This is a genomic window from Variovorax beijingensis (genome assembly GCF_003951285.1).
Classification (GTDB): Bacteria; Pseudomonadota; Gammaproteobacteria; order Burkholderiales; family Burkholderiaceae_C; genus Variovorax; species Variovorax beijingensis.
In genome coordinates this window covers 1-25,256 of sequence record NZ_RXFQ01000033.1, presented here as the reverse complement: position 1 = coordinate 25,256, position 25,256 = coordinate 1, and the positions used below count along the sequence as shown (strand labels likewise).

24 protein-coding genes and 2 tRNA genes are annotated in these 25,256 nt (G+C 64.3%); 3 read left to right on the top strand and 23 right to left on the bottom strand.

Annotated features, from left to right (window positions below; translation table 11 throughout):
* Positions 1 to 378 precede the first annotated feature (378 nt).
* From EJO66_RS31145 to EJO66_RS31125, 4 genes are all read right to left on the bottom strand, one after another.
* A complete protein-coding gene (locus EJO66_RS31145; protein ID WP_125967100.1) occupies positions 379 to 939 on the bottom strand; it encodes a hypothetical protein in 561 nt (186 codons plus the stop codon).
* Positions 940 to 1,008: 69 nt separating this feature from the next.
* Positions 1,009 to 1,545: a lysozyme gene (locus tag EJO66_RS31135; RefSeq protein ID WP_125967099.1), complete on the bottom strand. Its 537-nt coding sequence runs from the start codon at positions 1,543 to 1,545 to the stop codon at positions 1,009 to 1,011.
* Complete coding sequence (locus EJO66_RS31130; protein ID WP_240648927.1) at positions 1,546 to 1,734, bottom strand: HeH/LEM domain-containing protein; 189 nt, start codon at positions 1,732 to 1,734, stop codon at positions 1,546 to 1,548.
* Between the two features lie 372 nt (positions 1,735 to 2,106).
* Entirely contained in the window at positions 2,107 to 2,310 is a 204-nt protein-coding gene (locus EJO66_RS31125; RefSeq protein WP_125967097.1) for a hypothetical protein, read from the bottom strand.
* Between the two features lie 14 nt (positions 2,311 to 2,324).
* Between EJO66_RS31125 and EJO66_RS31120 the strand changes: the two genes are divergently transcribed.
* Together EJO66_RS31120 and EJO66_RS31115 are read left to right on the top strand one after the other, a co-directional pair.
* Positions 2,325 to 2,498: a YegP family protein gene (locus tag EJO66_RS31120; protein ID WP_125967096.1), complete on the top strand. Its 174-nt coding sequence runs from the start codon at positions 2,325 to 2,327 to the stop codon at positions 2,496 to 2,498.
* A gap of 424 nt (positions 2,499 to 2,922) precedes the next feature.
* Positions 2,923 to 3,447, top strand: coding sequence for a hypothetical protein (locus EJO66_RS31115; protein WP_125967095.1), 525 nt, complete (start codon positions 2,923 to 2,925; stop codon positions 3,445 to 3,447).
* A gap of 174 nt (positions 3,448 to 3,621) precedes the next feature.
* On the opposite strand, the gene EJO66_RS31110 is transcribed toward EJO66_RS31115, so the two are convergent.
* Entirely contained in the window at positions 3,622 to 4,332 is a 711-nt protein-coding gene (locus EJO66_RS31110; protein WP_125967094.1) for a hypothetical protein, read from the bottom strand.
* On the bottom strand, positions 4,329 to 4,712 hold the full coding sequence (locus EJO66_RS31105; RefSeq protein ID WP_125967093.1) for a hypothetical protein: 384 nt from the start codon (positions 4,710 to 4,712) through the stop codon (positions 4,329 to 4,331). Before EJO66_RS31105 ends, EJO66_RS31110 begins: the two co-directional genes overlap by 4 nt.
* 353 nt (positions 4,713 to 5,065) lie before the next feature.
* Between EJO66_RS31105 and EJO66_RS32735 the strand changes: the two genes are divergently transcribed.
* Positions 5,066 to 6,022, top strand: a complete 957-nt coding sequence (locus EJO66_RS32735) for a hypothetical protein (protein ID WP_164547958.1) — start codon at positions 5,066 to 5,068, stop codon at positions 6,020 to 6,022.
* Position 6,023: 1 nt separating this feature from the next.
* Here the strand turns inward: EJO66_RS32735 and EJO66_RS31095 are convergent, their stop codons facing one another.
* The 17 genes from EJO66_RS31095 to EJO66_RS31015 all read right to left on the bottom strand — a co-directional run bounded on the left by EJO66_RS31095 (position 6,024) and on the right by EJO66_RS31015 (position 25,248).
* Positions 6,024 to 6,398, bottom strand: coding sequence for an aspartyl protease family protein (locus tag EJO66_RS31095; RefSeq protein WP_125967091.1), 375 nt, complete (start codon positions 6,396 to 6,398; stop codon positions 6,024 to 6,026).
* Positions 6,399 to 6,445: 47 nt separating this feature from the next.
* Positions 6,446 to 6,688 carry a hypothetical protein gene (locus EJO66_RS31090; RefSeq protein WP_125967090.1) on the bottom strand — a complete coding sequence of 81 codons (243 nt, stop codon included), beginning with the start codon at positions 6,686 to 6,688 and terminating at the stop codon, positions 6,446 to 6,448.
* A 244-nt stretch (positions 6,689 to 6,932) separates the two neighbouring features.
* Positions 6,933 to 7,008: transfer RNA gene (locus EJO66_RS31085), tRNA-Phe, on the bottom strand.
* Positions 7,009 to 7,026: 18 nt separating this feature from the next.
* Entirely contained in the window at positions 7,027 to 7,728 is a 702-nt protein-coding gene (locus EJO66_RS31080) for a response regulator (RefSeq protein WP_012745757.1), read from the bottom strand.
* Between the two features lie 91 nt (positions 7,729 to 7,819).
* Positions 7,820 to 10,150: a sensor histidine kinase gene (locus EJO66_RS31075; RefSeq protein WP_124959873.1), complete on the bottom strand. Its 2,331-nt coding sequence runs from the start codon at positions 10,148 to 10,150 to the stop codon at positions 7,820 to 7,822.
* Positions 10,147 to 10,794 carry a DUF4390 domain-containing protein gene (locus tag EJO66_RS31070; RefSeq protein WP_124959874.1) on the bottom strand — a complete coding sequence of 216 codons (648 nt, stop codon included), beginning with the start codon at positions 10,792 to 10,794 and terminating at the stop codon, positions 10,147 to 10,149. The genes EJO66_RS31075 and EJO66_RS31070 overlap by 4 nt, the downstream gene beginning before the upstream one ends.
* A complete protein-coding gene (rsmB, locus tag EJO66_RS31065; RefSeq protein ID WP_125967089.1) occupies positions 10,775 to 12,103 on the bottom strand; it encodes a 16S rRNA (cytosine(967)-C(5))-methyltransferase RsmB in 1,329 nt (442 codons plus the stop codon). Before rsmB ends, EJO66_RS31070 begins: the two co-directional genes overlap by 20 nt.
* Positions 12,104 to 12,244: 141 nt before the next feature.
* Positions 12,245 to 12,847 (bottom strand): LemA family protein, encoded by a 603-nt coding sequence (locus EJO66_RS31060; protein ID WP_125967088.1) that lies wholly within the window; start codon positions 12,845 to 12,847, stop codon positions 12,245 to 12,247.
* A gap of 102 nt (positions 12,848 to 12,949) precedes the next feature.
* Complete coding sequence (rpoC, locus tag EJO66_RS31055; protein ID WP_124959877.1) at positions 12,950 to 17,179, bottom strand: DNA-directed RNA polymerase subunit beta'; 4,230 nt, start codon at positions 17,177 to 17,179, stop codon at positions 12,950 to 12,952.
* 21 nt (positions 17,180 to 17,200) lie between these two features.
* On the bottom strand, positions 17,201 to 21,325 hold the full coding sequence (gene rpoB / locus EJO66_RS31050; protein ID WP_124959878.1) for a DNA-directed RNA polymerase subunit beta: 4,125 nt from the start codon (positions 21,323 to 21,325) through the stop codon (positions 17,201 to 17,203).
* A 248-nt stretch (positions 21,326 to 21,573) separates the two neighbouring features.
* Positions 21,574 to 21,951 (bottom strand): 50S ribosomal protein L7/L12, encoded by a 378-nt coding sequence (rplL, locus tag EJO66_RS31045; protein WP_012745750.1) that lies wholly within the window; start codon positions 21,949 to 21,951, stop codon positions 21,574 to 21,576.
* 43 nt (positions 21,952 to 21,994) lie between these two features.
* Positions 21,995 to 22,528 carry a 50S ribosomal protein L10 gene (rplJ, locus tag EJO66_RS31040; protein WP_012745749.1) on the bottom strand — a complete coding sequence of 178 codons (534 nt, stop codon included), beginning with the start codon at positions 22,526 to 22,528 and terminating at the stop codon, positions 21,995 to 21,997.
* A 246-nt stretch (positions 22,529 to 22,774) separates the two neighbouring features.
* Positions 22,775 to 23,473 (bottom strand): 50S ribosomal protein L1, encoded by a 699-nt coding sequence (rplA, locus tag EJO66_RS31035; protein WP_124959879.1) that lies wholly within the window; start codon positions 23,471 to 23,473, stop codon positions 22,775 to 22,777.
* Positions 23,474 to 23,905 carry a 50S ribosomal protein L11 gene (rplK, locus tag EJO66_RS31030; RefSeq protein WP_012745747.1) on the bottom strand — a complete coding sequence of 144 codons (432 nt, stop codon included), beginning with the start codon at positions 23,903 to 23,905 and terminating at the stop codon, positions 23,474 to 23,476.
* Positions 23,906 to 24,041: 136 nt separating this feature from the next.
* Positions 24,042 to 24,653, bottom strand: a complete 612-nt coding sequence (nusG, locus tag EJO66_RS31025) for a transcription termination/antitermination protein NusG (RefSeq protein WP_124959880.1) — start codon at positions 24,651 to 24,653, stop codon at positions 24,042 to 24,044.
* Positions 24,654 to 25,037 carry a preprotein translocase subunit SecE gene (gene secE, locus EJO66_RS31020; protein WP_012745745.1) on the bottom strand — a complete coding sequence of 128 codons (384 nt, stop codon included), beginning with the start codon at positions 25,035 to 25,037 and terminating at the stop codon, positions 24,654 to 24,656.
* Between the two features lie 135 nt (positions 25,038 to 25,172).
* Positions 25,173 to 25,248, bottom strand: a tRNA-Trp gene (locus tag EJO66_RS31015).
* Positions 25,249 to 25,256 lie beyond the last annotated feature (8 nt).

Below are 25,256 nucleotides of genomic sequence, written 5' to 3'. Positions count from 1 at the left end.
CCGGGTGGTCTGCATTCGGCCGTGAGGGACGAAGGCGGAGGATCCGCTGGCCAGAGTCGAAGAGCCGGGAGCCTCTGTAGCCCAGCCGCCCCCGAATCGGTCAGGTGAACAGGGGATCTTGCGTTCAAAATCTCGACAGCCCATCGTTTCAAGTCCTCGCGCTGCTGATCCACCCCTCCCTTCTCAGGTTGCGCAGGAGTTGTAAGCACCGACACCGCCAGCTTCACATACTCCGAATCCAACCTAGCCGACTCGATCGAGCGGGTCACAAAGTGACCAACGATTGCAACAGAGAGCGGCAAAGCGATTGCGCTCATCCAGGGAAACATGCGTTCGTTCACCATTCCACCCTTCTCCGATTGGAAAAGGATTGTGCATCTACCGCGTCGGCACGACGCTCGCAGACGGTGCGGGCGACTCAAGCAGCGCGCGATCGTTCTTCAGGGTGCCGAGCAGAAGCTGCACTTCGTTGTCTCGGGCTTCAACAACGATTCGACCTCGTTCAAGTAGCTCTCGACCTCGAGAAGCCAAGCCCGCGATGACTGCGGATCGATCCGCGATACGCTGGCAGGCAGCGGGGTCGGTTGCGGCTTGCTCGCGATCATGGGCGGCGTAGTCGGCGAACTGCTTGCGCAACCGCTCAACATTGCGATCAGCAGCACGGCGGCGGCCGTCCAGCACGGCCAGCTTCCTTTCGTAGGCATCCACATTCTCCTGTTGGGCTTGGGCGTGAACCGCGACGAGCGCGACTGTGCGCTGCAAATCGGCCAGCGCGGCCAGGGCGCGCGCGGCGTCATCTTCGGCTCGAGCGCGCTTCTCGACGGCCAGGTCAGCACGGGCGCCGGCCGCGCGCGTGCGCTCAATGCCGGCAACACCGAGTGCAGCTACGAGCCCTACTCCAAGCAGCCAGAGCAGCGGGGTTTTGAAATCAGGCAGCACAGCGGCCCCCCCAGATTTGCCGCGGACAATCCGCCGAGAGGTGCCCTTCCCTACCGCATGCGATGCACCTCACTTCGAGCCCCAGCGCAGGCACAGCTCTTCGCCAGTGTCGCGGCGATCGACCAGACCATTCAGCGTCACGAGTTCGCCCTTCACGCGGCCTTTCACCCAGCGCGACAACTCGTCGCAACCGCCCTCGATGCAGCCAGCATTTAACTTCGCGCGCAGAGTCGAATTGAGCGTCGCGGGATTGGCGCCCAGGTTGTAAAACCAATCGATGAGCGCGGCCTGCTGCCACTTGTTCAACCGATCGTAGGCCGTGATGTAGCGGCGCGCATGGGCTTCGGCGATGGCCAGGTGCCTCGCCTCGAGCGCGCGGCCCTCAGCCGCGGTGTAGCGCTTGGAAGGAATAACCTCGGGGCCGGTCACGCCGCGGCACACCGTCCAGATACCGACCGGATCCTTGTAGGGCACCGAGAGCACCGCGCCGCTCGACTGCCGCACGGTCGGGCCTTCGCCTTCATACCAGGCTTGCAGCACGCCGGCGATAGCCAATGTTCCGGCGCCGCCGGCAGCCGTGGCCGCGCGCGCGATGCGGTTGTTCATTTACTGCGCCCCGTCCAGCAGATCGGCAAGCTCTTGCTTCTTCGCGCCATCCGGAATGGAAATGCCCTTGGCCTCGAGCGCGGCCTTCAGCTCGTCCACCTTCAAGCCCTCGGAGGGCTTCGGGCCAGCCGGAGCCGATGCTGGCACCACGGCCGTGGCGGTCTCGCTGCCATCGTCGTTCACCTTCACGGCAGAGCCGTTGTCGATGAAGAACTGCCCGCGACTGCTGCCATTGCAATGGCAACCGTGGAGCAGAGCGAACTTCTCGTCTTCTATGTCGGCTTCTGGGCGACCGATCCCACCTCCCCGGCTCTCATCGCATGCTCAGCGAGATTGGTATTCAGACCGGCGCTGGCATTGCGGTCGTAAAGCCAGTCACGCAAAAATAGAACCAAGGAACTAACCCATCCATGGCATTGATCACCCGGCTGCGCTGCTTAGGATGGCGATGGCCGGTGCGTCGAACCATTGAGCTCAGCGGCTTGCTGCATCAGTGAGTGGTAGTCACACGCGTGAGGGCCGCTGACATCGGGCAATGCTCATGGAAGTGCGAAAGTGCGCCTAGGCGGCCCCCGGATCAAAAGGAATGCGTTCCGCAATCGGACCTAACAACTCGGTGGAACTGCGAATGCTATGAAGTTTCTTCTTCGCGTCCTCATCGTCGATCGCGAAGAAGTTAAGTGCCCACCGGTGTCCCCGGTGGGTGTATTCGGCGGCGTACTTCGTCTGGGCTTTCCAGCCGTCAATGTGCGCGTTCTCATCCATGGAAGGAGACTCCTGTGTATTTTGAAATCTACCCATCAGGGTTCCAGTGGCGCTGGCGGCTGAAAGCAGCAAATCACGAAATCATTGCGTCGGGCGAGGCCTACACCAGTAAGCAGGGGTGCCTGCACGCGATTGAGCTTATGAAGCAAACAACCGCCAATACCCTGGTGTATGAGCGCCAAAACTAGGAACGAACCCGAAGACCTACGCTCCGCCTAGGTTCACAGTAGGCCGGCGGCTCTTCGGACTTCTCAGATCAGAGCTGGTCCATTCAGCCCGCCGATAGCCCGAGGAAGGCTGTGATCCCGGCGGGCTTCCCGGTGGCCGACGGTTTGCCCGCCGCCTGCTGGAGCCAGCACTACACGCAGAGTCCCCAGGAAGGAAAAAGGGGCGGCGCGTTAGACGTTCTGGGTCTGCTGTCGACTGACCAGCAAGGGTTCCAGGCTACTCAACCCCGGGGAGCATGACGCCAGAGTCGAGGCCGATGCACGAAGCGATCTGAGGCGGTCCGCGGTGTAGGTCTTCTGGTTTGGCTACACCGCAAGAGATATTGAAGCCCGCCCACAGACGGGAAACACTCGTCGGCTACGCAACATAGCCGGGGAGTCACCGATGCCGCAACCCTTGAAATTCTATGAAATGTTCAATCTGACGGGCCAGCGGATACGCAACGAACCCAGTGACTTGATCGGCGAAAAATACAACCAAGAGCTTTTCATAGCCATCTTCTGGGAAGAGACCTTCTTTCGAAACATGGTGCAAGACTCCGGCTGGGATGCCGGTCGGGCCGTAGGGTTCGGTCAAGTGCAGTGGGCCCTTGTCAACAAGCTCATGGGCACTCACTACCAACAGCCAAAACAGGCCGTTCTTGCGGACGACGAACTAAGCGTCGACGTCGCCATCAAAGCAATCCTAGAAACCGACCGAATGACCAAAGGCAACAAGCTTGCCGCGCTCAAACGCTACGCAGGCGGAAAGACACCGCCCTGGATGGCCACATCAGACGCCCTAAAGAAAATCCCGGAAATCGGAAATTACTGGGAGATCTCGGAAACCGATGCTGCGAAAAACAAGGGGGCCATCGTCGCGGCTCTGGAACTAACTCGCAAAGACGCAATCATCTCCAAGCTGTTCTAGCCCCTGTGGCCGGCAACAAAAAACCCGCCGAGCTTTCGCGGGGCGGGTTGATCGGACGGCGTTCTCCATCGAGGGCGGCTGATCGGGACGTGAACCCCGGAGCGTTGTGTGCGGTCGATGGACCGTTGTAGAGGACGGGGCGTTCTAGCCTGCGTCCTGGGCGCAGAGCATAAGCTATCGCATGTTTTTGCGCAACGCCTTTCGATATGCGCCGATGTGCTGACGCGCACGGCTGATGCATTCGAGGATGGCCCGCTCGATGATCCGGCCATCATGACCATGCGGCAACGGGCGTTGACCGGTGGCGTCACAACCGCCGCGGTGTCGTGACGGACATGGCCTGCTCGCCTGGGGCCCGTTGCCAGCCACGGCTAGCTGTCCGGTGCCTCCGCACTTCGGACAAACGGTATCCAGCCACCAGGCGAGAACGCCCAGCACCTTTGGCTCCGGGTTCTCGACCTTTGCACCGAGGACGTCCAGCAGACCGACCTTCACTCGCTCGAGGCTCTTCAGCCGCGCGACGGAGGTCATTCGCTCCTGCTCATACCAGCCGTTCGCGATGACTTCCGCTTGGCGATGCCGGCGCTTCAGTTCGTTGTCCGCCCATGCGTCCAGGTGCTTGGGGGCGAGCACGAGCGGCGGGAGCCCCGCTGGCAGCGTCTTCCGGAGCGCAGTGATGTCGTGCTCCATCATCCTGCGCGGCTTGGCGCAGCCGTCCCATTCGCCGTGCAAGGCAATGAGGTGTCGGCCGACGACGCGAGGCGTCTTCGCGGCTGCGATCAGCATGAAGCCGTCGCCCTGGCGGTCGGGCGTGACGGTTAGGTCTGAGGTGTTCGACGCACGCACAAGGCGCTCGTCGACGTTAGTTGCGGTATCGGCGCTCAAAGTGCCATCCCCCTATCAAGTTCATCGCGGATTAGTTTGGAGATCACGTCAGGGCTGCGCCCCTCAGCGGTCAGTTCGTCGTGGCGGCGGGCCGCGTAGGCCCAACGCTTGCGTTCCCTCTCGACGATTTCCGGAGGCATGAGGCAACGATTGCAGAAGCAGCGCACGTTGCGCTGGCGCAGGTCGACCCCTTCATCGAAGGCCGCTCGTATGCTCGCGATCTCCCGCTCCGTCCGGTACTTCATGCCGATGTGTGTCGTCGCCTCCCACCAGGTGGACCCATGCCGGCCAGCGAGCCGTGCTTCCTCATGCGCCGTTGGGATGCCGAGCAAGTTCAGCCCTTCTTCGCGCCCGCGCTCCTTCAAGTCCTCCAGCGTCATCGATGGCCACATCTGTCCGACGTCAGTCACAGTGGAGTCACGCGTGACTAATGCGCTAGCAGTGCACGCGTCTTTCGGGACAGATGCGACTGTCCCTTGGTTGTCCCGCGGGACTCCGCCGGTTGTCCCAGTCTTGTCCGCATCCTGTCCGCTTGGCGTCACGCCGGTGTCACGCTCGATGCGTGACTCATCGACGTGGCCTGGCGTGACGTAGCGTGACGGCATGAAATTGAATTGCCGGCTCACGGGTCGACACCTCCTTCCTCGGCGAACAGGGGCGCGGTGCCGCGCGACTTTTGCGAGTCCCAAACGATCGCTGGCTCCCAGCCCTGCAACTCCTTGCGCAGCACGTCGTGCAGTACCGCTATCACCCGATAGGAGGAAAGCCGATCAACCTCGGGCAGGACAAGCGCGCAGCTATTCAGAAGGTGCTCGACATGAACGGCTCGAGCAATGACGCGGGCACGATCACGGAACTGTGGCGCACCTATCAAACGATGCCTCAGTGGAAGCGACTCGGGGAGCGCACGAAGAGCGACTACACCGAGTACAGCGTGAAGCTGTTGGAGGTGATGGGCAAGGTTTCGGCACGGGTGATCCGGCCGGCGGACATCGCGAGATACCTGCGCGTCGAGCGAGCTGCAGCACCGGTGCGCGCGAATCGCGAGGTCGCACTGCTCGCCAACTTGATGACGGTGGCCGTTGAGCGCGGAGACATCGACGTGAACCCATGCAAGCAGGTGAAGCGCAACCTCGAACGGCCGCGCACCGAAGCGCCAGAGCCCGAGACATTCGCGGCATTCCTGGCATGGTTGAACACACAGGGACCGCAGCGTCAGGTCATCGGTTTGATGGCGGAGTTTGCTGCGATGGTGGGCTCACGTCGTATCGAGTTCCTGCACCTGACGCTGCCGCAGATCGACAGCGAGGCGAACACGATTCGATTGATGCGTGCGAAGCAGCATGGCGGAGCAACGCGCGTTGAGAGCGTGTCGATCACGGCTGGAATGGAAGATCTGATTCGGCGGCTGCGTGCGTTGCCGCGGCCCGAGGAATGCCTGCACACGTCTTCACGACACGCGACGGCAACGCGTACACGGATGACGGCTTCGCTTCAACGTGGCAGCGTGCGATGGCCAAAGCCCTGGCGGACAAGATCATCCCTCGGCGCTTCACCTTCCACGACCTGCGGGCCTACTACACCACGCAGCACAAGGCGCAGTATGGCGGCCTTCCCGAACTGCACGCAGACAGCAAGACGACTGCGAAGATTTACGACAGGTCGAGAGTTTCGAAACGCCGAGGCCTAGGCTAGTAGTCGATGCGAAATCGACCGCGCCCAATCGTGAGCTGCATTTGATCGAGCACATCTCGGCCAATAAGGCCTTCAATAGAAACATTGAAGAACGGCCGTGCGAGCACTTCCAGTGCGGGAAATATCCGCGGAGGGTCTCCATGCGTGCGAATTTCAAATTGCACGTCATAAGCAGAGCATGTCGTCGGATCGATATGCGTTGTCGACCCGACAATCTGCCGGGCGCCACGTTCAGGAATGCCGAGCAACCGCATAGCCTGCTCGCTCACCATCGTGGTATCAGCACCTGTGTCGATAAGGAACGGGAGGCGATGAGGTTGCGGCGGCTGCAGGCCACGGGCCAACATGACGCGCGCACGCGGCGCGCTCACGCCGACCCATACGTCGAGGATTGGACCGCTGGAACTGTATGTGCCGCTTAGATACGGCACGGCCCAAGATCGCGGGTGAAATGCGCCACGTCTTGATCCTCTGCCACCTTCTTGACGAAGAAGTGGTCAAGCCCGAATGTGTTGTACGCCCAATTCAGAGCGTCTTCATACGTTGGCGAAAAATGGACTGTCAGCGTGTCCTTGATGACCACGTATTCGCCGTCGTGCCGATTCAGCATTGACGGAAGGTGCTCGGTGTAGGTTTGGAGCTCGGTGCGAAGGTCAACCATCGCAACGCACCCGAAGGGAAGATTGCATCGATGTCACCCCATGTGTAGTTGTTAACCGGCTGCCCACAGACTTATCCACAGCCGCTAGCCACTGAATTTACCTGCAGGTCACGGCCGAATCAATAAGAATTTTTCTCATTGAGACTCGTTCGTGATTTGGTGTCGCAAAACAGCCGAAATCCCACCGTGGGAATAAAACGAGAAAGGCGCTACAACCTTGTGAGCTGTAGCGCCTTACGAATACTGGTGGCCTGGGGCGGAATCGAACCACCGACACGCGGATTTTCAATCCGCTGCTCTACCAACTGAGCTACCGGGCCTTGGTGTGCAGCCTTAAATTATACAGCGCTTCTGCGCCCTCTCGAAAGATCGACGCCAAGTTGTTTGAGCTTGCGGTAGAGATGGGTGCGTTCCAGGCCGGTCTTCTCGGCCACGCGGGTCATCGAGCCGTTCTCCATGGCCAGGTGGAATTCGAAGTAGGCCTTCTCGAAACCGTCGCGCGCGTCGCGCAGCGGGCGGTCGAGGTCGAAGCTCTGGGTCGACTGCGGGCCAGCGTCGGGCACCGGCACGGAGGCGAGCGAGGCCAGCAGCAGGCTGTCGCCGGTGGTGGTGATGGCGGCCGAGGGGTTGATGCCCGGGGCCGGGGGCACCACGCCGGCTGCCGCGCGCCTGGCATTCTCGCGCGCGAGGCCCTGCTCCACGGCCTTCAGGAGCTTCTGCAGCGTGATGGGCTTTTCGAGGAACGCGAAGGCGCCGATGCGGGTGGCGTCGACGGCGGTGTCGATGGTGGCGTGGCCGCTCATCATGATGACGGGCATGCTCAGCAGCCCGGCGGTGGACCATTCCTTGAGCAGCGTGACGCCGTCGGTGTCGGGCATCCAGATGTCGAGCAGCACGAGGTCGGGCCGTGCGCGCTGCCGCGCTGCGCGTGCCTCGGCCGCGTTTTCCGCCAACTCCACGTTGTGGCCTTCGTCATTGAGAATTTCGAAGAGCAGGTCCCTAATGCCCAGCTCGTCATCGACCACGAGAATGTTTGCCATGAGTGCTGCTTGTTGTATGCGCCGGTATCTGCAATGTGTGTAGGGTCCGCCAGCCGCCCCATCGTCTGCGCGCGACGGGTTTGTTTCACGCTCAGGCGGCGGAAGACTTCGGATCTTCGGTGTGAGCGACCGCTGTTTGCGGCTCGCCTGCCAGCGCGAATGATAGCGAGACTTGCGCCCCTGCTACAGCCCCATCGACAACGCGGTTGGAAAGCTCGATGCGGGCGCCGTGCTCGTCGGCGATCTTCTTGACCACGGCCAGCCCCAAACCTGTACCTTTTGTTTTCGTGGTGACGTAGGGCTCGAAGGCGCGCTTGAGAATGTTCTCGGCAAAGCCCGGCCCGCTGTCCTGCACGGTGAGGCGCACGCGCTGGCCCGAATCGCCCAGGCGGGTGCGGATGACGACCTCGCCGGCGCGGCCGGTGGTGCTGGCGGCGGCCTCGGCGGCATCCTGGGCGTTCTGCAGCAGGTTGTGGATGACCTGGCGGATCTGCTGCGCGTCGCCGCGGATGGGCGGACAGCGCTCGTCGAGCTCGGAGCGCAGCGCGATGGGCGCGTTCTCGGCGCTGTAGAGCTGGAGCACGTCGGCCAGCAGCGCGTTGAGGTCGACCGGCTTCAGGTCGGCCGCGGGCAGGCGGGCGTAGTCACGGAATTCGTTGACCAGCCGCTTCATGGCGTCGACCTGGTCGACGATGGTCTTGACCGACTTGACGAGCACGGCCTGCTCGGGCGGCGCGACCTTGCCGGAGAGCTTCATCTCGAGCCGCTCGGCCGAGAGCTGGATGGGCGTGAGCGGGTTCTTGATCTCGTGGGCCAGGCGGCGCGCCACTTCGCCCCAGGCCTGCGCGCGCTGGGCGGAGACGATTTCGGAGATGTCGTCGAACACCAGCAGCCGCGCAGCCCCCGGCAGCTCCGCGCCGCGCGCGACGATGTTGATGGCGCTGTCCTGCTGCGGCAGGTCGGTGCCGGTGGCGTGCAGCTCGAAGGCGTGCTGCCAGTGGTCCAGGCCGTGCTGCAGGCGCTCGACCTGGAATTCGTCGAACTGCTGCTGCACGCTGGTGCCGAAGTCGGCCAGCCCGGGCACCTGGGCGAGCGGCATGCCCTCATAGGCGGCCAGGGGCGCGCGCAGCACGCGGGTGGCGCCAGGGTTGGTGGAAAGTATGGTGCCCTTGGCGTCGAGCACGATCACGCCGGAGGTCAGGTTGTCCAGGATGGTCTGCAGGTTGGCACGCGCGGCGTCGAGCTGGCCCATGGTCTTTTCGACGGCGCCGCGGGCATCGGCCAACTGCTGCGTCATGACGGCGAAGGAGCGCGTGAGGCCGCCCAGCTCGTCCTTGCCCTGCAGCACGGCGGTCGGCCGCAGGTCGCCGCCGGCCACCTGGCGCACGCCGTCCGCGAGCACGAGCAGCGGCCGCGCGAGCTGGTTGCCGAACAGCACCGCCAGCAGCACGGCGCCGAACACGGCCAGGAAAAGGCTCAGCGTGAGGGTGCCGATGTACATGCGCCGCAGGCCTTCGCGGGCCAGGGCGCGCTCCTGGTATTCGCGGTTGGCCTCCTGCACGGCGAGCGCGTTGGCAACCACCGCGGGCGGCAGCGGCTGCGTCACCTGCAGGAAGCGCGGCGCCGTGTCGAAGTCGAAGCCCGGCCGCTGCACCATCGCGAGGGCGCGCACGCTGGCGGGCGGCAGGTTGGCGCCCGGCGCCGCGGTTTCGTCCAGGCCTTCGATGTGGGCGATGGCGCGGTCGGCGCGCACCTGCCGCAGCTGCTGGGTGGTCGGCCGCTCGGGGTTGAGCTGGAAGCGCGAGGCGCCGGCGCCGGCAACCAGTTGGCCGGTGCCGGTCCAGAGCACCACGTCGCTGGCCTGGAGCTGGTCGCGGATGCGCTCGAGGACGAGGCCGGCGCTCGCATCGGGCACCTGCACCAGCTGGGCGCTGGCCACGCGCGTCTTGGCGGCCAGGTCGTCCGCGAGCGAGTCGAGCGTGGCGCGGCCGAGGTTCAGGCCGGCGTCCAGCGCGCCCTCCACCTTGACGTCGAACCAGCTTTCGATCGAACGCGCGACGAACTGGTAGGACACCACGTAGACCAGCGCGCCCGGTACCACGCCCACCAGGGCGAAGATGGCCGCGAGCTTGATGAGCAGGCGGCTGCCGAACTTGCCCTGGCGCAACCGCCGCAGCAGCCGGAAGGCGACCCAGCCGATCACCAGCACCAGCAGCACCGCCACCACCACGTTGATGCCGAACAGGCGCACGTAGTAGCGCTCGTACAGCGCGCGGTTGTTGGTGGCCTGGGCCAGCAGGAACATCAGCACCAGGCCGATGGCCGTGACCAGCGCGGCCCCCACGCCCACGGCCCAGCGCAGCGCGCGCGCGCGGCGGGCGGCAGGGGTGGCCGCTGCGCCGCTGCGCGGCTTGTTGCTCACCGCTGCTTCTCCAGTGCGAGCTTGGCGCTGCGCTCGGCCACGATGTTCCAGTCGGCCTGGCCGACCACGCCGATCTGGAAGGGACGCGGCAGCTGCGAGGTGTCGAGCCGGAAGCGGAACACGACCTGGTGCAGCGGCTCGTCGCCCACCTCGGCCGCGTCGCCCAGCCGCAGCCGGCCGACGCGCTTGACGGCGTCCATGGCGTCGGCCAGGCTGTCGAAGTTCTGGTTCAGCGAAACGCCGAATCCCGCGGTGCCGGTGATGGGCACCGGCGACACGTTGAGCCGCCAGCGGCGCGTGAGCGGCTGGTAGGCCAGCCGCATGTGACGCGTGACCTGCGCCACCTTGCGGTCGGTCCAGTACCAGCGCTCCTGGAAGACCTCGGCCTCGGCCACGAAATAGATGGCAATGCCCTTGTCGAGCACCTCCTCGACCAGCGACGGCAGCTCGAATTGCACGGCCGCGGTGAGATAGACGCCGTCGTCGGCCTGCTCCAGCCGCATCTGGGTGACCGATGGCACGACGCGCCCCTGCGCCACCGCAATCGGGAGCAGGCAGGTCAGCAGCAAGGCCCAGGCCAGCAGGAACCCGGCCAGCGGCGCCAGTGTGCGCCGCCTGCGGGCCTCAGCGCGGACGTTTTTCAAGCAGGGCGTAGAAGAAGCCGTCGTGGTCACCTGAGGGATTGTCCGGGACGGCGCGGGCATTCGCCCCGCTTTGGGGAAGCAAATGGCCCGGCGATGCCCCCAATCGGGCGTCGGTGTTGTGCGCAAGGAACGCATCGATTTGTTGCGAGCCCTCTTCCCGGAATACGGAACAGGTGCAGTAGAGCAGCCGGCCGCCGGGCCGGACCAGGGGCCAGAGGGCCGCGAGCAGCGCCGCCTGCTGGACCGCCAGCTGGGCGGTGTCGCTCTCGCGGCGCAGCCAGCGCACGTCGGGATGGCGCCGGACGATGCCCGAGGCGGTGCACGGCGCATCGAGCAGGATGGCGTCGAAGGGCGTGCCATCCCACCAGGCGGACGGCCGCGCGGCATCGGCCACCACCACCTTGGCGGACAGGCCGAGCCGGCCCAGGGTTTCGTCGATGCGGCGGCTGCGGGCGGCATCGACCTCGAGCGCCGTCACCTCGACGGCCGCCGGACCGGCAAACTCCAGCAGGTGCGCGGTCTTGCCGCCGGGGGCGGCGCAGGCATCGAGCACGCGCAGGGGTGCCGCTCCGGCCGCGGGCAGCAGGCCTTCGAGCAGCAGCGGCGCGGCCAGCTGCGCGGCGGCATCCTGCACCGAGCATTCGCCGTCGGCAAAACCGGGCAGCTGCTGCACCGGGCGCGCGCGCGCCAGCTGCAGCCCCGCCTCCCCCACCCGGACGGCCGCGAGGCCCACCGCCTGGAGCGCCAGCTGATAAGAAGGCACGGTGGTCTTCTGGAGATTGACGCGCAGCGTCATCGGCGGCTGTGCGTTGTCGGCGGCGAGCACCCGCTGCCAGTCGCGCGGATGGTCGCGCTTGAGCCGCTCGATCCACCAGCGCGGATGGTTCCACTGCGCGACCGGCTCATGGTCGGTCGCGGCCACGAGCTCGTCGCGCTCGCGCAGGAAGCGGCGCAGGCAGGCGTTGATGAAGCTCGCCTGCGCGCGCGTGGCTGGATTGCGCTTGGCCGCCTCGACGGCCTGGTCGACCAGCGTGAAGGGCTCGTAGGGGGCGTGCTGCGCATCCCAGGCCAGCGCCAATGCGGTGCACAAGAGTGCGTCGGGCAGCGGCGGCGGCGTGCGCTTGGCCAGGTGGCGGCGCAGGGCCTCGGCACGGCCGAGCCAGCGCAGCACCTGGAAGCCGAGCGCCTGCACACCGGGGCGCATCGCGGGCTCGACGGCTTCGAACGCGACGGTGCCCGAGCTGCCGGCGCGAATCGACGCGAGCGCCGCTGCGGTCAGCTGCAGCTGGCGCCACAGCGGAGGTTGCATCGGCGGCGCGGTGCTGGCGGAATGATCGGAAGATAGTTCTGACAAGTTGGGGCGATGGTAATGGGCGTCAATGGGCGCGCGGCAAGCGCGGCGCCCCGCGAGCGTACGGAGAAAAAATGCAACGCCGGCGTCCGGGCGGCTTCAAAGCAGCGGCGCGGCCGGACGCAAACGCACCATCCATGCCACCAGCAGCGCCGGAAACTGGACGATGGCGGCGTTGTACTGCCCCACCGCCAGGTTGAACTGGCCGCGTGCGATTTCCGCCGCGGCCGAAGGCTCGGGCCAGGCCATGGATTCGAGCGCGCCGGAGGCCGCACCGGCACCGGCCGGCAGCAGCGGCGCCGGCCGCGAGAGCGTTCCGTCCGCCTCGAAAACCGTCACCGCATCCGGGTGCTGGCGCTGCCAGGCCGTGATCAGCACCTGCAGCGCCGTGGCCAGCGCGGCCATGCCGCCGGGGTCGAGCGGATGCAGCCGGGTGGCGCCCAGCAGGGTCGCAAGCTGGTTGGTGGCGGCCTGCAGCGGCGCCACGGCCGACGAATGGCTGGAAGCATCCTTGTCCGGCAGGGCGGCCGTGATGCTGGCCTGGACGAAATCCAGCTGCTTCCGAAGGGCCGCATCGAGCGTGGCATAGGCCTGGAGCACGGCCGCGCGCAGCCGCACGAGCCGGTTGTACGCGCCCACGAACCAGAACAGGAGCACGGCAATGACGATCCAGCCGACCATCGAATCGGGCAACACGCTCATCGGCAAAAACGCTTCGCAATAGACAACTCAAAGAAAAACGCCCCCCAACCGGGGTCGGTCGGGGGGCGTCGGATACCGGTCATGGCCGGTGATGCTACCCAGTTATTCGGACGCGGCGCCTTCGCTGGCGTCGGCCGTAGTGGAAACATCGCTGGTCGAACCGGCCAGTTCGGCGGCTTCGGATTCGGCGATGGCGCGGCGCTCGGCCTCGTCCATCTGATCCTTGGCCTTGCGCGCCTGGTGGTAGGCCATGCCGGTGCCCGCGGGGATCAGGCGGCCGACGATGACGTTTTCCTTCAGGCCGCGCAGCTCGTCGCGCTTGCCCATGATCGCGGCTTCGGTCAGCACGCGCGTCGTTTCCTGGAACGAAGCGGCGGAGATGAACGAGTCGGTCGACAGCGATGCCTTCGTGATACCCAGCAGCAGGTTGGTGAACGTCGCGGGGATCTTGCCTTCGGCGCGCAGGGCGTCGTTGGTGTTGAGCATTTCGCTGCGTTCGACCTGTTCGCCGGAGATGTAGCCGGTCTCGCCGATGTTGTCGACCACGACGCGGCGCAGCATCTGGCGAACGATCACCTCGATGTGCTTGTCGTTGATCTTCACACCCTGCAGGCGATACACGTCCTGCACTTCGTCCACGATGTAGCGCGCGAGCTCTTCCGAACCCAGCAGGCGCAGGATGTCCTGCGGGTCCGCCGGGCCGTCGACCACGCTTTCGCCCTTGTTCACCACCTGGCCTTCGTGCACCAGGATGTTCTTTTCCTTCGGCACGAGGTCTTCCCAGACGGTGCCTTCGGGATCGGTGATCTGCAGGCGGATCTTGCCCTTCGTTTCCTTGCCGAACGACACGGTACCGGTCATTTCGGCCAGCATGCCCTTGTCCTTCGGCGAACGGGCTTCGAACAGCTCGGCCACGCGCGGCAGACCGCCGGTGATGTCGCGGGTCTTCTGGCCTTCGACCGGAATGCGCGCCAGCACTTCGCCGGGGCCCACGTCCTGGCCGTCGCGCACCTGCACCAGGGCGCCGATCGGGAAGCCGATCGTCACCGAGTGGTCGGTGCCCGGGATCTTCACTTCGGCGCCGGAGGCGTCGATGAGCTTCACCTGCGGGCGCACGACCTTGGCAGCGCCGCGGCGCTTCGGATCGATCACGACCAGGGTCGACAGGCCGGTCACTTCGTCCACCTGCTTGGCAACCGTGAGGCCTTCTTCCACGTTCTCGAACTGCGTCTTGCCGGCGAATTCCGTGATGATCGGGCGCGTCAGCGGATCCCAGTTGGCGAGCACGTGGCCGGCCTTGATCTGCTGGTCGGCCTTGACCGCCAGGATCGCGCCGTACGGCACCTTGTGGCGTTCGCGCTCGCGGCCGTGTTCGTCATGGATGACGATCTCGCCCGAACGTGCAATCACCACCAGCTCGTTCTTGCTGTTGGTCACATAGCGCATCGTGGCATTGAAGCCGATCACGCCGTTGGACTTGGCTTCGACGCTCGAGGCCACCGCCGCACGCGATGCCGCACCACCGATGTGGAAGGTACGCATCGTGAGCTGCGTGCCGGGTTCGCCGATGGACTGCGCAGCGATCACGCCGACGGCTTCGCCGATGTTGATCAGGCCGCCGCGGCCCAGGTCGCGGCCGTAGCAGGTCGCGCAGATGCCGAAGCGGGTTTCGCAGGTCAGCGCGGTACGCACCTTGACCTCGTCGACGCCTTGCGCCTCGAGCTCTTCGATGTTGTCCTCGTCGAACATCTCGCCGGCCTTCAGCAGCACCGAGCGGTTTTCCGGATGCAGCACGTCGTCGGCAGCCGAGCGGCCGAGGATACGGTCGCGCAGCGATTCGATCACTTCACCGCCTTCGACGATGGCGCGCATCAGGTAGCCACCGTGCGTGCCGCAGTCCTGCTCGGTCACGACCAGATCCTGCGTCACGTCGACCAGGCGGCGGGTCAGGTAGCCCGAGTTCGCCGTCTTCAGCGCCGTGTCGGCCAGACCCTTACGGGCACCGTGGGTGGAGATGAAGTACTCCAGCACGTTCAGGCCTTCGCGGAAGTTCGCGGTGATGGGCGTCTCGATGATCGAGCCGTCCGGCTTGGCCATCAGGCCACGCATGCCGGCCACCTGGCGGATCTGCGCCGCGGAACCGCGGGCGCCGGAGTCGGCCATCATGTAGATGGAATTGAACGACTCCTGCTCCACTTCCTTGCCGTGGCGGTCGATGACCTTCTGCTTGGACAGCTTGGCCATCATGACCTTCGACACTTCGTCGCCGGCCTTGCCCCAGATGTCCACCACCTTGTTGTAGCGCTCGCCGGAGGTCACGAGACCGGAGACGTACTGCTGCTCGATCTCCTTCACTTCCTTGGCCGAGCGCTCGATGATGCCGTGCTTTTCAGCGGGCACCAGCATGTCGTCGATGGCGATCGAGATGCCGGCCTTGGTGGCCAGGCGGAAGCCGTTCTGCAGCAGCTTGTCGGCGAACACCACGGTCTCTTTCAGGCCGCACTTGCGGAACGAGACGTTGATGAGCTTGGAGATTTCCTTCTTCTTCAGCGCCTTGTTGATGTTCGAGAACGGCAGGCCCTTGGGCAGGATCTCGGACAGCAGCGCGCGGCCCACGGTGGTGTCCACCAGCGACGTGGAAGGCGTGAATTCACCCGTTTCCTTGTCCTTGGTGTACTCCGTGATGCGCACTGCCACCTTGGCGGTCAGTTCGACTTCGTTGGCGTCGAGCGCGCGCTGCACTTCACCGATGTCGGAGAAGATCAGGCCCTCGCCCTTGCCGTTGATGCGGTCGCGGGTCGTGTAGTACAGGCCCAGCACCACGTCCTGCGAAGGAACGATCGACGGTTCGCCCGAAGCCGGGAACAGCACGTTGTTGGAGGCCAGCATCAGCGTGCGGGCTTCCATCTGCGCTTCCACCGACAACGGCACGTGGACGGCCATCTGGTCGCCGTCGAAGTCGGCGTTGAAGGCCGCGCAAACCAGCGGGTGCAGCTGGATCGCCTTGCCTTCGATCAGGATCGGCTCGAACGCCTGGATGCCCAAACGGTGCAGCGTAGGCGCACGGTTCAGCATGACCGGGTGTTCCTTGATCACTTCTTCCAGGATGTCCCAGACCACCGGCGTACCCGATTCGACTTCCTTCTTGGCAGCCTTGATCGTGGTCGCGATGCCCATGGCTTCCAGGCGCGAGAAGATGAAGGGCTTGAACAGCTCGAGCGCCATCAGCTTGGGCAGGCCGCACTGGTGCAGCTTGAGCGTCGGGCCCACCACGATGACCGAACGGCCCGAGTAGTCGACGCGCTTGCCCAGCAGATTCTGGCGGAAGCGGCCGCTCTTGCCCTTGATCATGTCGGCCAGCGACTTGAGCGCGCGCTTGTTGGCGCCCGTCATGGCCTTGCCGCGGCGGCCGTTGTCCAGCAGCGAGTCGACAGCTTCCTGCAGCATCCGCTTTTCGTTGCGCGCGATGATTTCCGGGGCCTTGAGCTCCAGCAGGCGGCGCAGGCGCGAGTTGCGGTTGATGACGCGGCGGTACAGGTCGTTCAGGTCGGAGGTCGCGAAGCGCCCGCCGTCCAGCGGCACCAGCGGACGCAGGTCCGGCGGCAGCACGGGCAGCACGTCGAGCACCATCCACTCGGGCTTGATGCCCGACTTGCGGAAGGCTTCCAGCACCTTCAGGCGCTTGGAGTTCTTCTTGACCTTGACTTCGGAGCCGGTCAGGTCGCCGCGCAGGCGTTCGATCTCGCTGTCGAGTTCGATGCCTTCGAGCAGGTCCTTGATGCCTTCGGCGCCCATCTTGGCGACGAACTCGTCGCCGTATTCCTTGCGCTTCGCGTCATAGTCGTCCTCGGACATGATGCCGAACTTCTTCAGCGGAGTCATGCCGGGATCGGTGATCACGTAGGCTTCGAAGTACAGCACGCGTTCGATGTCGCGCAGCGTCATGTCGAGCACGAGGCCCAGGCGCGACGGCAGCGACTTCAGGAACCAGATGTGCGCGCAGGGCGCGGCCAGGTCGATGTGGCCCATGCGCTCGCGGCGCACCTTGGTCTGCGTGACTTCGACGCCGCACTTCTCGCAGATCACGCCGCGGTGCTTCAGGCGCTTGTACTTGCCGCACAGGCACTCGTAGTCCTTGATGGGGCCGAAGATCTTGGCGCAGAAGAGGCCGTCGCGCTCGGGCTTGAACGTGCGGTAGTTGATCGTCTCGGGCTTCTTCACCTCGCCGAAGGACCACGAACGGATCTTCTCGGGCGAAGCCATGCCGATCTTGATGGCATCGAAATGCTCATCGGGCGTGAATTGCTTGAACAGGTCGAGTAGCGATTTCATAAGACTCTTTCCCTTTTCAAATTAAGAACGCTCGAGCTCGATGTCGAGCCCCAGCGAACGAATTTCCTTGACCAGCACGTTGAACGATTCGGGCATGCCGGCTTCGATCGAGTGCTCGCCCTTGACGATGCTCTCGTACACCTTGGTACGGCCTTGCACGTCGTCGGACTTCACGGTCAGCATTTCCTGCAGCACGTAGGCGGCGCCGTAGGCTTCCAGCGCCCACACTTCCATTTCGCCGAAACGCTGGCCGCCGAACTGCGCCTTGCCGCCCAGCGGCTGCTGGGTAACGAGCGAGTACGGGCCGGTCGAGCGGGCGTGCATCTTGTCGTCCACCAGGTGGTGCAGCTTCAGGAAGTGCATGTAGCCGACGGTCACGGGACGCTCGAACTGGTCGCCGGTGCGGCCGTCGTACAGGTAGGCCTGCGTGCGCGTCTCGGTCAGGCCCTTGAGCTTGGCGATGTCGTCCGGATAGGCGAGCTTCAGCATGCCGCGGATTTCATCTTCCGAGGCGCCGTCGAACACCGGCGTGGCGAAAGTCGCACCGCTCTGCAGGTTGGCCGCCATTTCGAGCACGTCGGTGTCGCTCAGCTGGCTGAGGTCTTCCTTGCGGCCCGAGCCGTTGTACAGCTGCTCCATGAACTTGCGCAGTTCGGCCACCTTGGCCTCTTGCTGCAGCAGGTCGCCGATGCGGTGGCCGATGCCCTTGCCGGCCCAGCCCAGGTGCACTTCGAGCACCTGGCCCACGTTCATCCGCGAAGGCACGCCCAGCGGGTTCAGGCAGATGTCGCACGGCGTGCCGTCGGCCATATGGGGCATGTCTTCGACCGGAACGATCTTCGACACCACGCCCTTGTTGCCGTGGCGGCCGGCCATCTTGTCGCCGGGTTGCAGGCGGCGCTTGACGGCCAGGTAGACCTTGACCATCTTGAGCACGCCCGCGGGCAGCTCGTCGCCCTGCGTGAGCTTCTTGCGCTTTTCCTCGAACGCGAGGTCGAAGCTGTGGCGCGTCTGCTCGAGCGAGTTCTTGATCGACTCGAGCTGCGTGGCCACTTCGTCGTCCGCAGGGCGGATGTCGAACCAGTGGAACTTCTCGACCGAAGACAGATAGGCCTTGTCGAGCTTGGTGCCCTTGGCCAGCTTGTTCGGGCCGCCGTTGGCAACCTTGCCGGTCAGGAGCTTCTCGATCCGGTCGAACGCGTCGGCTTCGACGATGCGAAGCTGGTCGTTCAGGTCGAGGCGGAAGCGCTTGAGTTCGTCGTCGATGATCTGCTGGGCGCGCTTGTCGCGCGTGATGCCTTCGCGGGTGAACACCTGCACGTCGATCACGGTGCCTTGCGAGCCCTGGTCCACGCGCAGCGAGGTGTCCTTCACGTCAGAAGCCTTCTCGCCGAAGATGGCGCGAAGCAGCTTCTCTTCAGGCGTCAGCGTGGTCTCGCCCTTCGGCGTGACCTTGCCCACCAGCGTGTCGCCCGGCTGCACTTCGGCCCCCACGTAGATGATGCCGGATTCGTCCAGGCGGTTGAGCTGCTGCTCGGCCAGGTTCGGGATGTCGCGCGTGATTTCCTCGGCACCCAGCTTGGTGTCGCGTGCCATCACCACCAGTTCCTCGATGTGGATCGAGGTGTAGCGGTCTTCGGCGACGACGCGTTCCGAGATCAGGATCGAGTCTTCGAAGTTGTAGCCGTTCCAGGGCATGAACGCGATCAGCATGTTCTGGCCGAGGGCCAGTTCGCCGAGATCGGTCGATGCGCCGTCGGCCACCACGTCGCCCTTGGCGATCTTGTCGCCGCGCTTGACGATCGGGCGCTGGTGGATGTTGGTGTTCTGGTTCGAACGCTGATACTTGATCAGGTTGTAGATGTCCACACCGACTTCACCGGCCGCCGCTTCGGCGTCGTTCACGCGCACCACGACGCGGGTCGCGTCGACGTAGTCGACGATACCGCCGCGGGTGGCCGTGACCACGGTGCCCGAGTCGACCGCGGAAACGCGCTCGATACCGGTACCGACCATCGGCTTTTCGGGGCGCAGCACGGGCACGGCCTGACGCTGCATGTTGGCGCCCATCAGCGCGCGGTTCGCATCGTCGTGCTCCAGGAACGGCACGAGCGAGGCAGCCACCGACACGATCTGCGCGGGCGACACGTCCATGTACTGGATGCGTTCGGCACCGACCAGGATCGATTCGCCGGCTTCACGCGCCGAGACCAGGTCGCCGGTCAGCTTGCCGTCCTTGTCCAGGGCCGCATTGGCCTGGGCGATGACGTACTTGCCTTCCTCGATGGCCGACAGGTAGTCGATCTCGTTGGTGACCTTGCTGTCGACCACGCGGCGGTACGGCGTCTCGATGAAGCCGTATTCGTTCAGGCGGGCGTACAGGGCCAGCGAGTTGATCAGGCCGATGTTCGGGCCTTCGGGCGTTTCGATCGGGCACACGCGGCCGTAGTGGGTGACGTGCACGTCGCGCACTTCGAAGCCGGCACGCTCGCGCGTCAGACCGCCCGGGCCAAGGGCCGACACGCGGCGCTTGTGGGTGATTTCGGACAGCGGGTTCGTCTGGTCCATGAACTGCGACAGCTGCGAGGCGCCGAAGAATTCCTTCAGCGCGGCCGAGATCGGCTTGCTGTTGATCAGGTCGTGCGGCATCAGCGGCTCTTGCTCGGCCTGGCCCAGGCGTTCCTTCACGGCCTTCTCGATGCGGGCGAGGCCGGTGCGGTACTGGTTCTCGGCCAGTTCGCCGACGCAGCGCACGCGGCGGTTGCCCAGGTGGTCGATGTCGTCGACTTCACCGTTGCCGTTGCGCAGGTCCACGAGAATCTTGACCACGGCCAGGATGTCTTCGTTGGTCAGCACCATCGGGCCGGTCGATTCGTCGCGGCCGACCTTGGCGTTGAACTTCATGCGGCCGACGCGCGACAGGTCGTACGTATCCGGGTTGTAGAACAGGCGCTGGAACAGGGCCTGCACCGCGTCTTCCGTCGGCGGCTCGCCGGGGCGCATCATGCGGTAGATGGCCACGCGGGCTGCGAACTCGTCCACCGTCTCGTCGATGCGCAGGGTCTGCGAGATGTACGCGCCCTGGTCGAGTTCGTTGGTGTAGATCACCTGGATGTCCTGCACGCCGGCCGTGCGCAGCTTCTTCAGCAGTGCTTCGGTCAGTTCGTCGTTGGCCTTGGCAAGGATCTCGCCGGAGTCGGCATCGACGATGTTGCGGGCAATGACGCGGCCGACCAGGAAGTCTTCCGGCACGCTGATATGCGTGGTGCCCGACTGCTCGAGCTCGCGCGTGTGGCGCGCGGTCACGCGCTTGTCCTTGGCGACCACGACCTTGCCCGACTTGTCGGTGATGTCGAAGCGCGCGACTTCGCCGCGCAGGCGCTCGGGAACGAATTCCATCTGCGCGCCGCTGTCCATCAGGCGGAAGTTGTCGTTCACGAAGAAGTTCGCGAGGATCGATTCCGGGTTCAGGCCGATGGCCTTCAGCAGGATCGTGACCGGCATCTTGCGGCGGCGGTCGACGCGGAAGTACAGCATGTCCTTCGGGTCGAACTCGAAGTCGAGCCACGAACCGCGGTAGGGAATCACGCGGGCCGAGAACAGCAGCTTGCCCGAGCTGTGCGTCTTGCCCTTGTCGTGTTCGAAGAACACGCCCGGCGAACGGTGCAGCTGCGAGACGATCACGCGCTCGGTGCCGTTGATGATGAACGAACCCTTCTCGGTCATGAGCGGCACTTCGCCCATGTAGACCTCTTGTTCCTTCACTTCCTTGACCACCTTCGACTGCGAGGTCGACGATTCGCGGTCATAGATGATGAGCTGGACCTTGGCACGCACGGCCGAGGCGAAGGTCAGGCCGCGGGTCTGGCATTCGCGCACGTCGAAGGCCGGCTTCGCGAGGTTGTACTCGAGGAACTTCATCTCGACAAAACCATTGTGCGAGACGATCGGGAAGGCAGCGTCGAATGCGGCCTGCAGGCCTTCGACGGTGCGTTGTTTGGGAGGAATGCCGGCTTGCAGGAACGCGGTGTACGCGTCTTTCTGCATCTGCAGCAGGTAGGGGATTTCTACGACGCTGTCGCGATTGCCGAAACTTTTTCGGATGCGCTTGCGTTCGGTGTAACTGTACGCGGACGATTGGGCCATGAGAGCTCCGGAGCTTGAGATCTTCAGCGACTTGTCAGCAGTGCCGAGGCACCACTGCTTGGCGGCTGGCCACTACCAGCCGTTGGCGGACAGCGATGCGTTGCACATCGCCCGAACCAAGGGGTCTTCTGCAGTCGGGGTCAGAAGACACTCGAAAACCGTCTTTTTTCCGGTTTTCGGGTGCGCTCTGAAAGCGGCAAAGGCTGGAGGGCCTTTTCAGGCACCTCCAGCCCTCTAGCGGGTCTGAATTACTTCAGTTCCACCTTGGCGCCGGCGTCTTCCAGCTTCTTCTTGGCGGCTTCAGCGTCAGCCTTCGACAGGCCTTCCTTGACAGCCTTGGGAGCGGCTTCCACCAGGTCCTTGGCTTCCTTGAGGCCCAGGCCGGTGATTTCGCGCACGGCCTTGATCGCCGAAACCTTGTTCGCGCCTGCATCCATCAGCATGACGTTGAACTCGGTCTGCTCTTCGGCCACGGCAGCGGCAGCACCACCGCCAGCGCCGGCGGGAGCAGCCATTGCAGCGGCGCTCACGCCGAACTTCTCTTCGATGGCTTTCACCAGGTCGTTGAGTTCCAGGACCGTCATGCTGTCGAGCGCGGTCAGAAATGCGTCTTTATCGAATGCCATTTTTGTTTCCTAACAATTGGGTTGAATATTTCAAACGCAAGGCTCAAGCAGCCTGCGCTTCGGCCGGTGCATCGGCGGGTGCAGCTTCGCCACCGCCGCGCTTCTCGGCCAGCGCCGCGAGCACGCGGGCGGTACGAGAGATCGGGGATTGCATCAAGCCCAGCAATTGCGCCAGCAGCACTTCCTTGGAAGGGATGTTGGCCAGTTGCTTCACGCCGTTCACGTCCAGGGCCTTGCCGCCGAATGCGCCGCCGCGAATCACCAACTTGTCGTTGGTCTTCGCGAAATCGGCCACCACCTTGGCGGCGGCCACTGCGTCTTCGGAAAAGCCATAGATCAGCGGGCCGGTCATCTGGTCGCCAACGATCTCAAATGCGCTACCAGCCACAGCACGGCGTGCCAGCGTGTTCTTCAACACGCTGAGGGTCACACCCTTGCTGCGAGCTTCGCTGCGCAGTTTGGTCATATCGGCCACCGTGATGCCACGGTATTCCGCCATCACGAGCGTTTGAGCTTTAGCGGCGAGGCTGGTCACATCACTGATGACCGCTTCTTTCTCACTGCGATTCAGACTCAAGGTCTACTCCTTTTAATGCGACCTTCGGCCGGGGCCTCGGATCGCGCTTCATGCAGCGACCAACTGTCAGGAACAAAAATCGAATTCCTTGCAGTGGGGTCGCCATCTGCGCTGGATACCGGAAGGATCGATCCGGCGATTAAGTGCAGCGCCCTGCACACCAGCGGTCTTGGATGGCTCGCAGCAACCGAAGCTGCCGCGACCCACCACATTCGCCCTGCTCTTTTCAGAGCCGGGCAAATCTCTTTAGCTCGCCGAGATGGTTTGCGTGTCCACGCGGACACCCAGACCCATGGTCGACGACACAGCCACCTTGCGCAGGTACACACCCTTGCTGGTCGCCGGCTTGGCCTTGACCAGAGCGTCGATCAGCGCGGCGAGGTTGCCTTGCAGCTTGTCGTTGTCGAACGAGCGGCGGCCGATCGTGCCGTGCACGATGCCGGCCTTGTCGACGCGGAACTGGACCTGGCCAGCCTTGGCGTTCTTCACGGCCGTGGCGACGTCGGGGGTCACCGTGCCAACCTTGGGGTTGGGCATCAGGCCGCGCGGGCCGAGGATCTGGCCGAGCGTACCGACCACGCGCATGGCGTCGGGGGCGGCAATCACGACGTCGAAAGGCATGTCGCCAGCCTTGACCATGGCAGCCAGGTCGTCCATGCCGACGATGTCGGCGCCGGCGGCCTTGGCTTCTTCAGCCTTGGCGCCCTGGGCGAACACAGCCACGCGCTTGGTCTTGCCGGTGCCGTTGGGCAGCACGACGGCGCCACGCACGACCTGGTCCGACTTCTTCGCGTCGATGCCCAGCTGCACGGCCACGTCGATCGATTCGTCGAACTTGGCGGTGGCGGCGTCTTTCACGATGCCGATCGCGTCAGCCAGCGGGTACAGCTTGTTGCTGTCGACCTTGCCTGCGAGCGCTTTTTGCTTCTTGGTGATCTTGGCCATTTACACGCCCTCCACATTCACGCCCATCGAACGGGCAGAGCCGGCGATGGTGCGAACTGCTGCGTCCAGATCGGCGGCAGTCAGGTCCTTCATCTTGGTCTTGGCGATCTCTTCGAGCTGTGCGCGCGTGATCTTGCCGACCTTGTCGGTGTGCGGACGGGCCGAGCCCTTGTCCAGCTTGATGGCCTTCTTGATCAAGGTGATCGCCGGCGGCGTCTTGATGATGAAGGTGAAGCTCTTGTCAGCGAACGCGGTAATGACCACCGGCAGCGGCAGACCAGGCTCGACGCTCTGGGTCTGCGCGTTGAACGCCTTGCAGAACTCCATGATGTTCAGACCACGCTGGCCCAGTGCGGGACCGATGGGTGGTGACGGGTTGGCCTTACCAGCTGGCACTTGCAGCTTGATGAAGCCGACGATTTTTTTCGCCATGCTTTGCTCCTTGCGGGTGATATCGCCTTGGCTTTCGCCGCGGCTCCCCGGGGTTGAACGACTCTTCGATCAAGGCCGCGCGCCGAGTCGGACAACGCGCAGCCGGGAATGGTTCCGGCCCGAGGACCGGCGGGACTCAGGTCTTCTCGACCTGGCTGAACTCGAGCTCCACGGGCGTCGCGCGGCCGAAGATCATGACCGACACGCTGACCTTGCTCTTCTCGTAGTTGACTTCCTCGACGGTGCCGTTGAAGTCGGTGAACGGGCCTTCCTTGACGCGCACGAATTCGCCCACGGTGAACTCGACCTTGTGGCGCGGCTTCTCGGTGCCCTGCTGCATCTGGCTGACGATGCCTTCGACCTCTTTCTGCGAGATCGGGGCCGGACGGTTCTTGGCGCCGCCCACGAAGCCCGTCACCTTGTTGGTGTGTTTCACCAGGTGCCAGCTCTCGTCGTCCATGATCATTTCGACCAGCACGTAGCCCGGGAAAAAGCGGCGCTCGGTGGTGCGCTTCTGGCCGTTCTTGATCTCGACCACTTCTTCGGTCGGCACCAGGATGCGGCCGAACTTGTCCTGCATGCCGGCGCGGTTGATGCGCTCGATGATGTTGCGCTCGACGGCCTTTTCCATGCCCGAATAGGCATGCACCACGTACCAACGCAGATCGGGGTTGGCGGCGGGAGCCAGCACGGAGGCATTTTCTTCCTCGGGGCTGCTCGGCGTGGTTTCAACTGCGTCGTCGGTCATTTATTTTCTCCAGCCCAGAATGAGGTCGAAAAACACCCATTCGAGCGTCTTGTCGGTGAGCCAGAGGAAAACGGACATGACTGCCACGAAGGCAAACACGTAAGCCGTCATCTGCATGGCTTCCTTGCGGGTCGGCCAGACGACTTTCTTGACCTCGCGCCACGAGTCGCGGCCGAAAGCCCACAACTGGCGACCATTCTCGGAGCTGCCGAAGGCGCCCACAGCCGCGGCCAGGCCGACCAGCAGCGCAGCCCATTGCACCAGCGAACCCTGGCGCGCCAGCAGGTAGAACGCCACGATGGCGCCCACTGCCAGCACCACCGACGCGGCCAATTTGGCCTTGTCGGCACCCGTGCTCACGGTTTCGATTTGAGAAGTGGCCATGTTCGGCTGATTTCCTGTGGCCTTGCGGCCTTCAATTCAATGCGCCTTCTTGAGACGCCGAAGCCCATCGGGTCGCGATGGGCTTTTAGCCCCCCATCGAATCAACGATGGGGTTTTTCGGAGGCGCCACCTAAGTGGCAGGGGCAGTAGGAATCGAACCTACAACCTTCGGTTTTGGAGACCGACGCTCTGCCAATTGAGCTATACCCCTCCGGTACT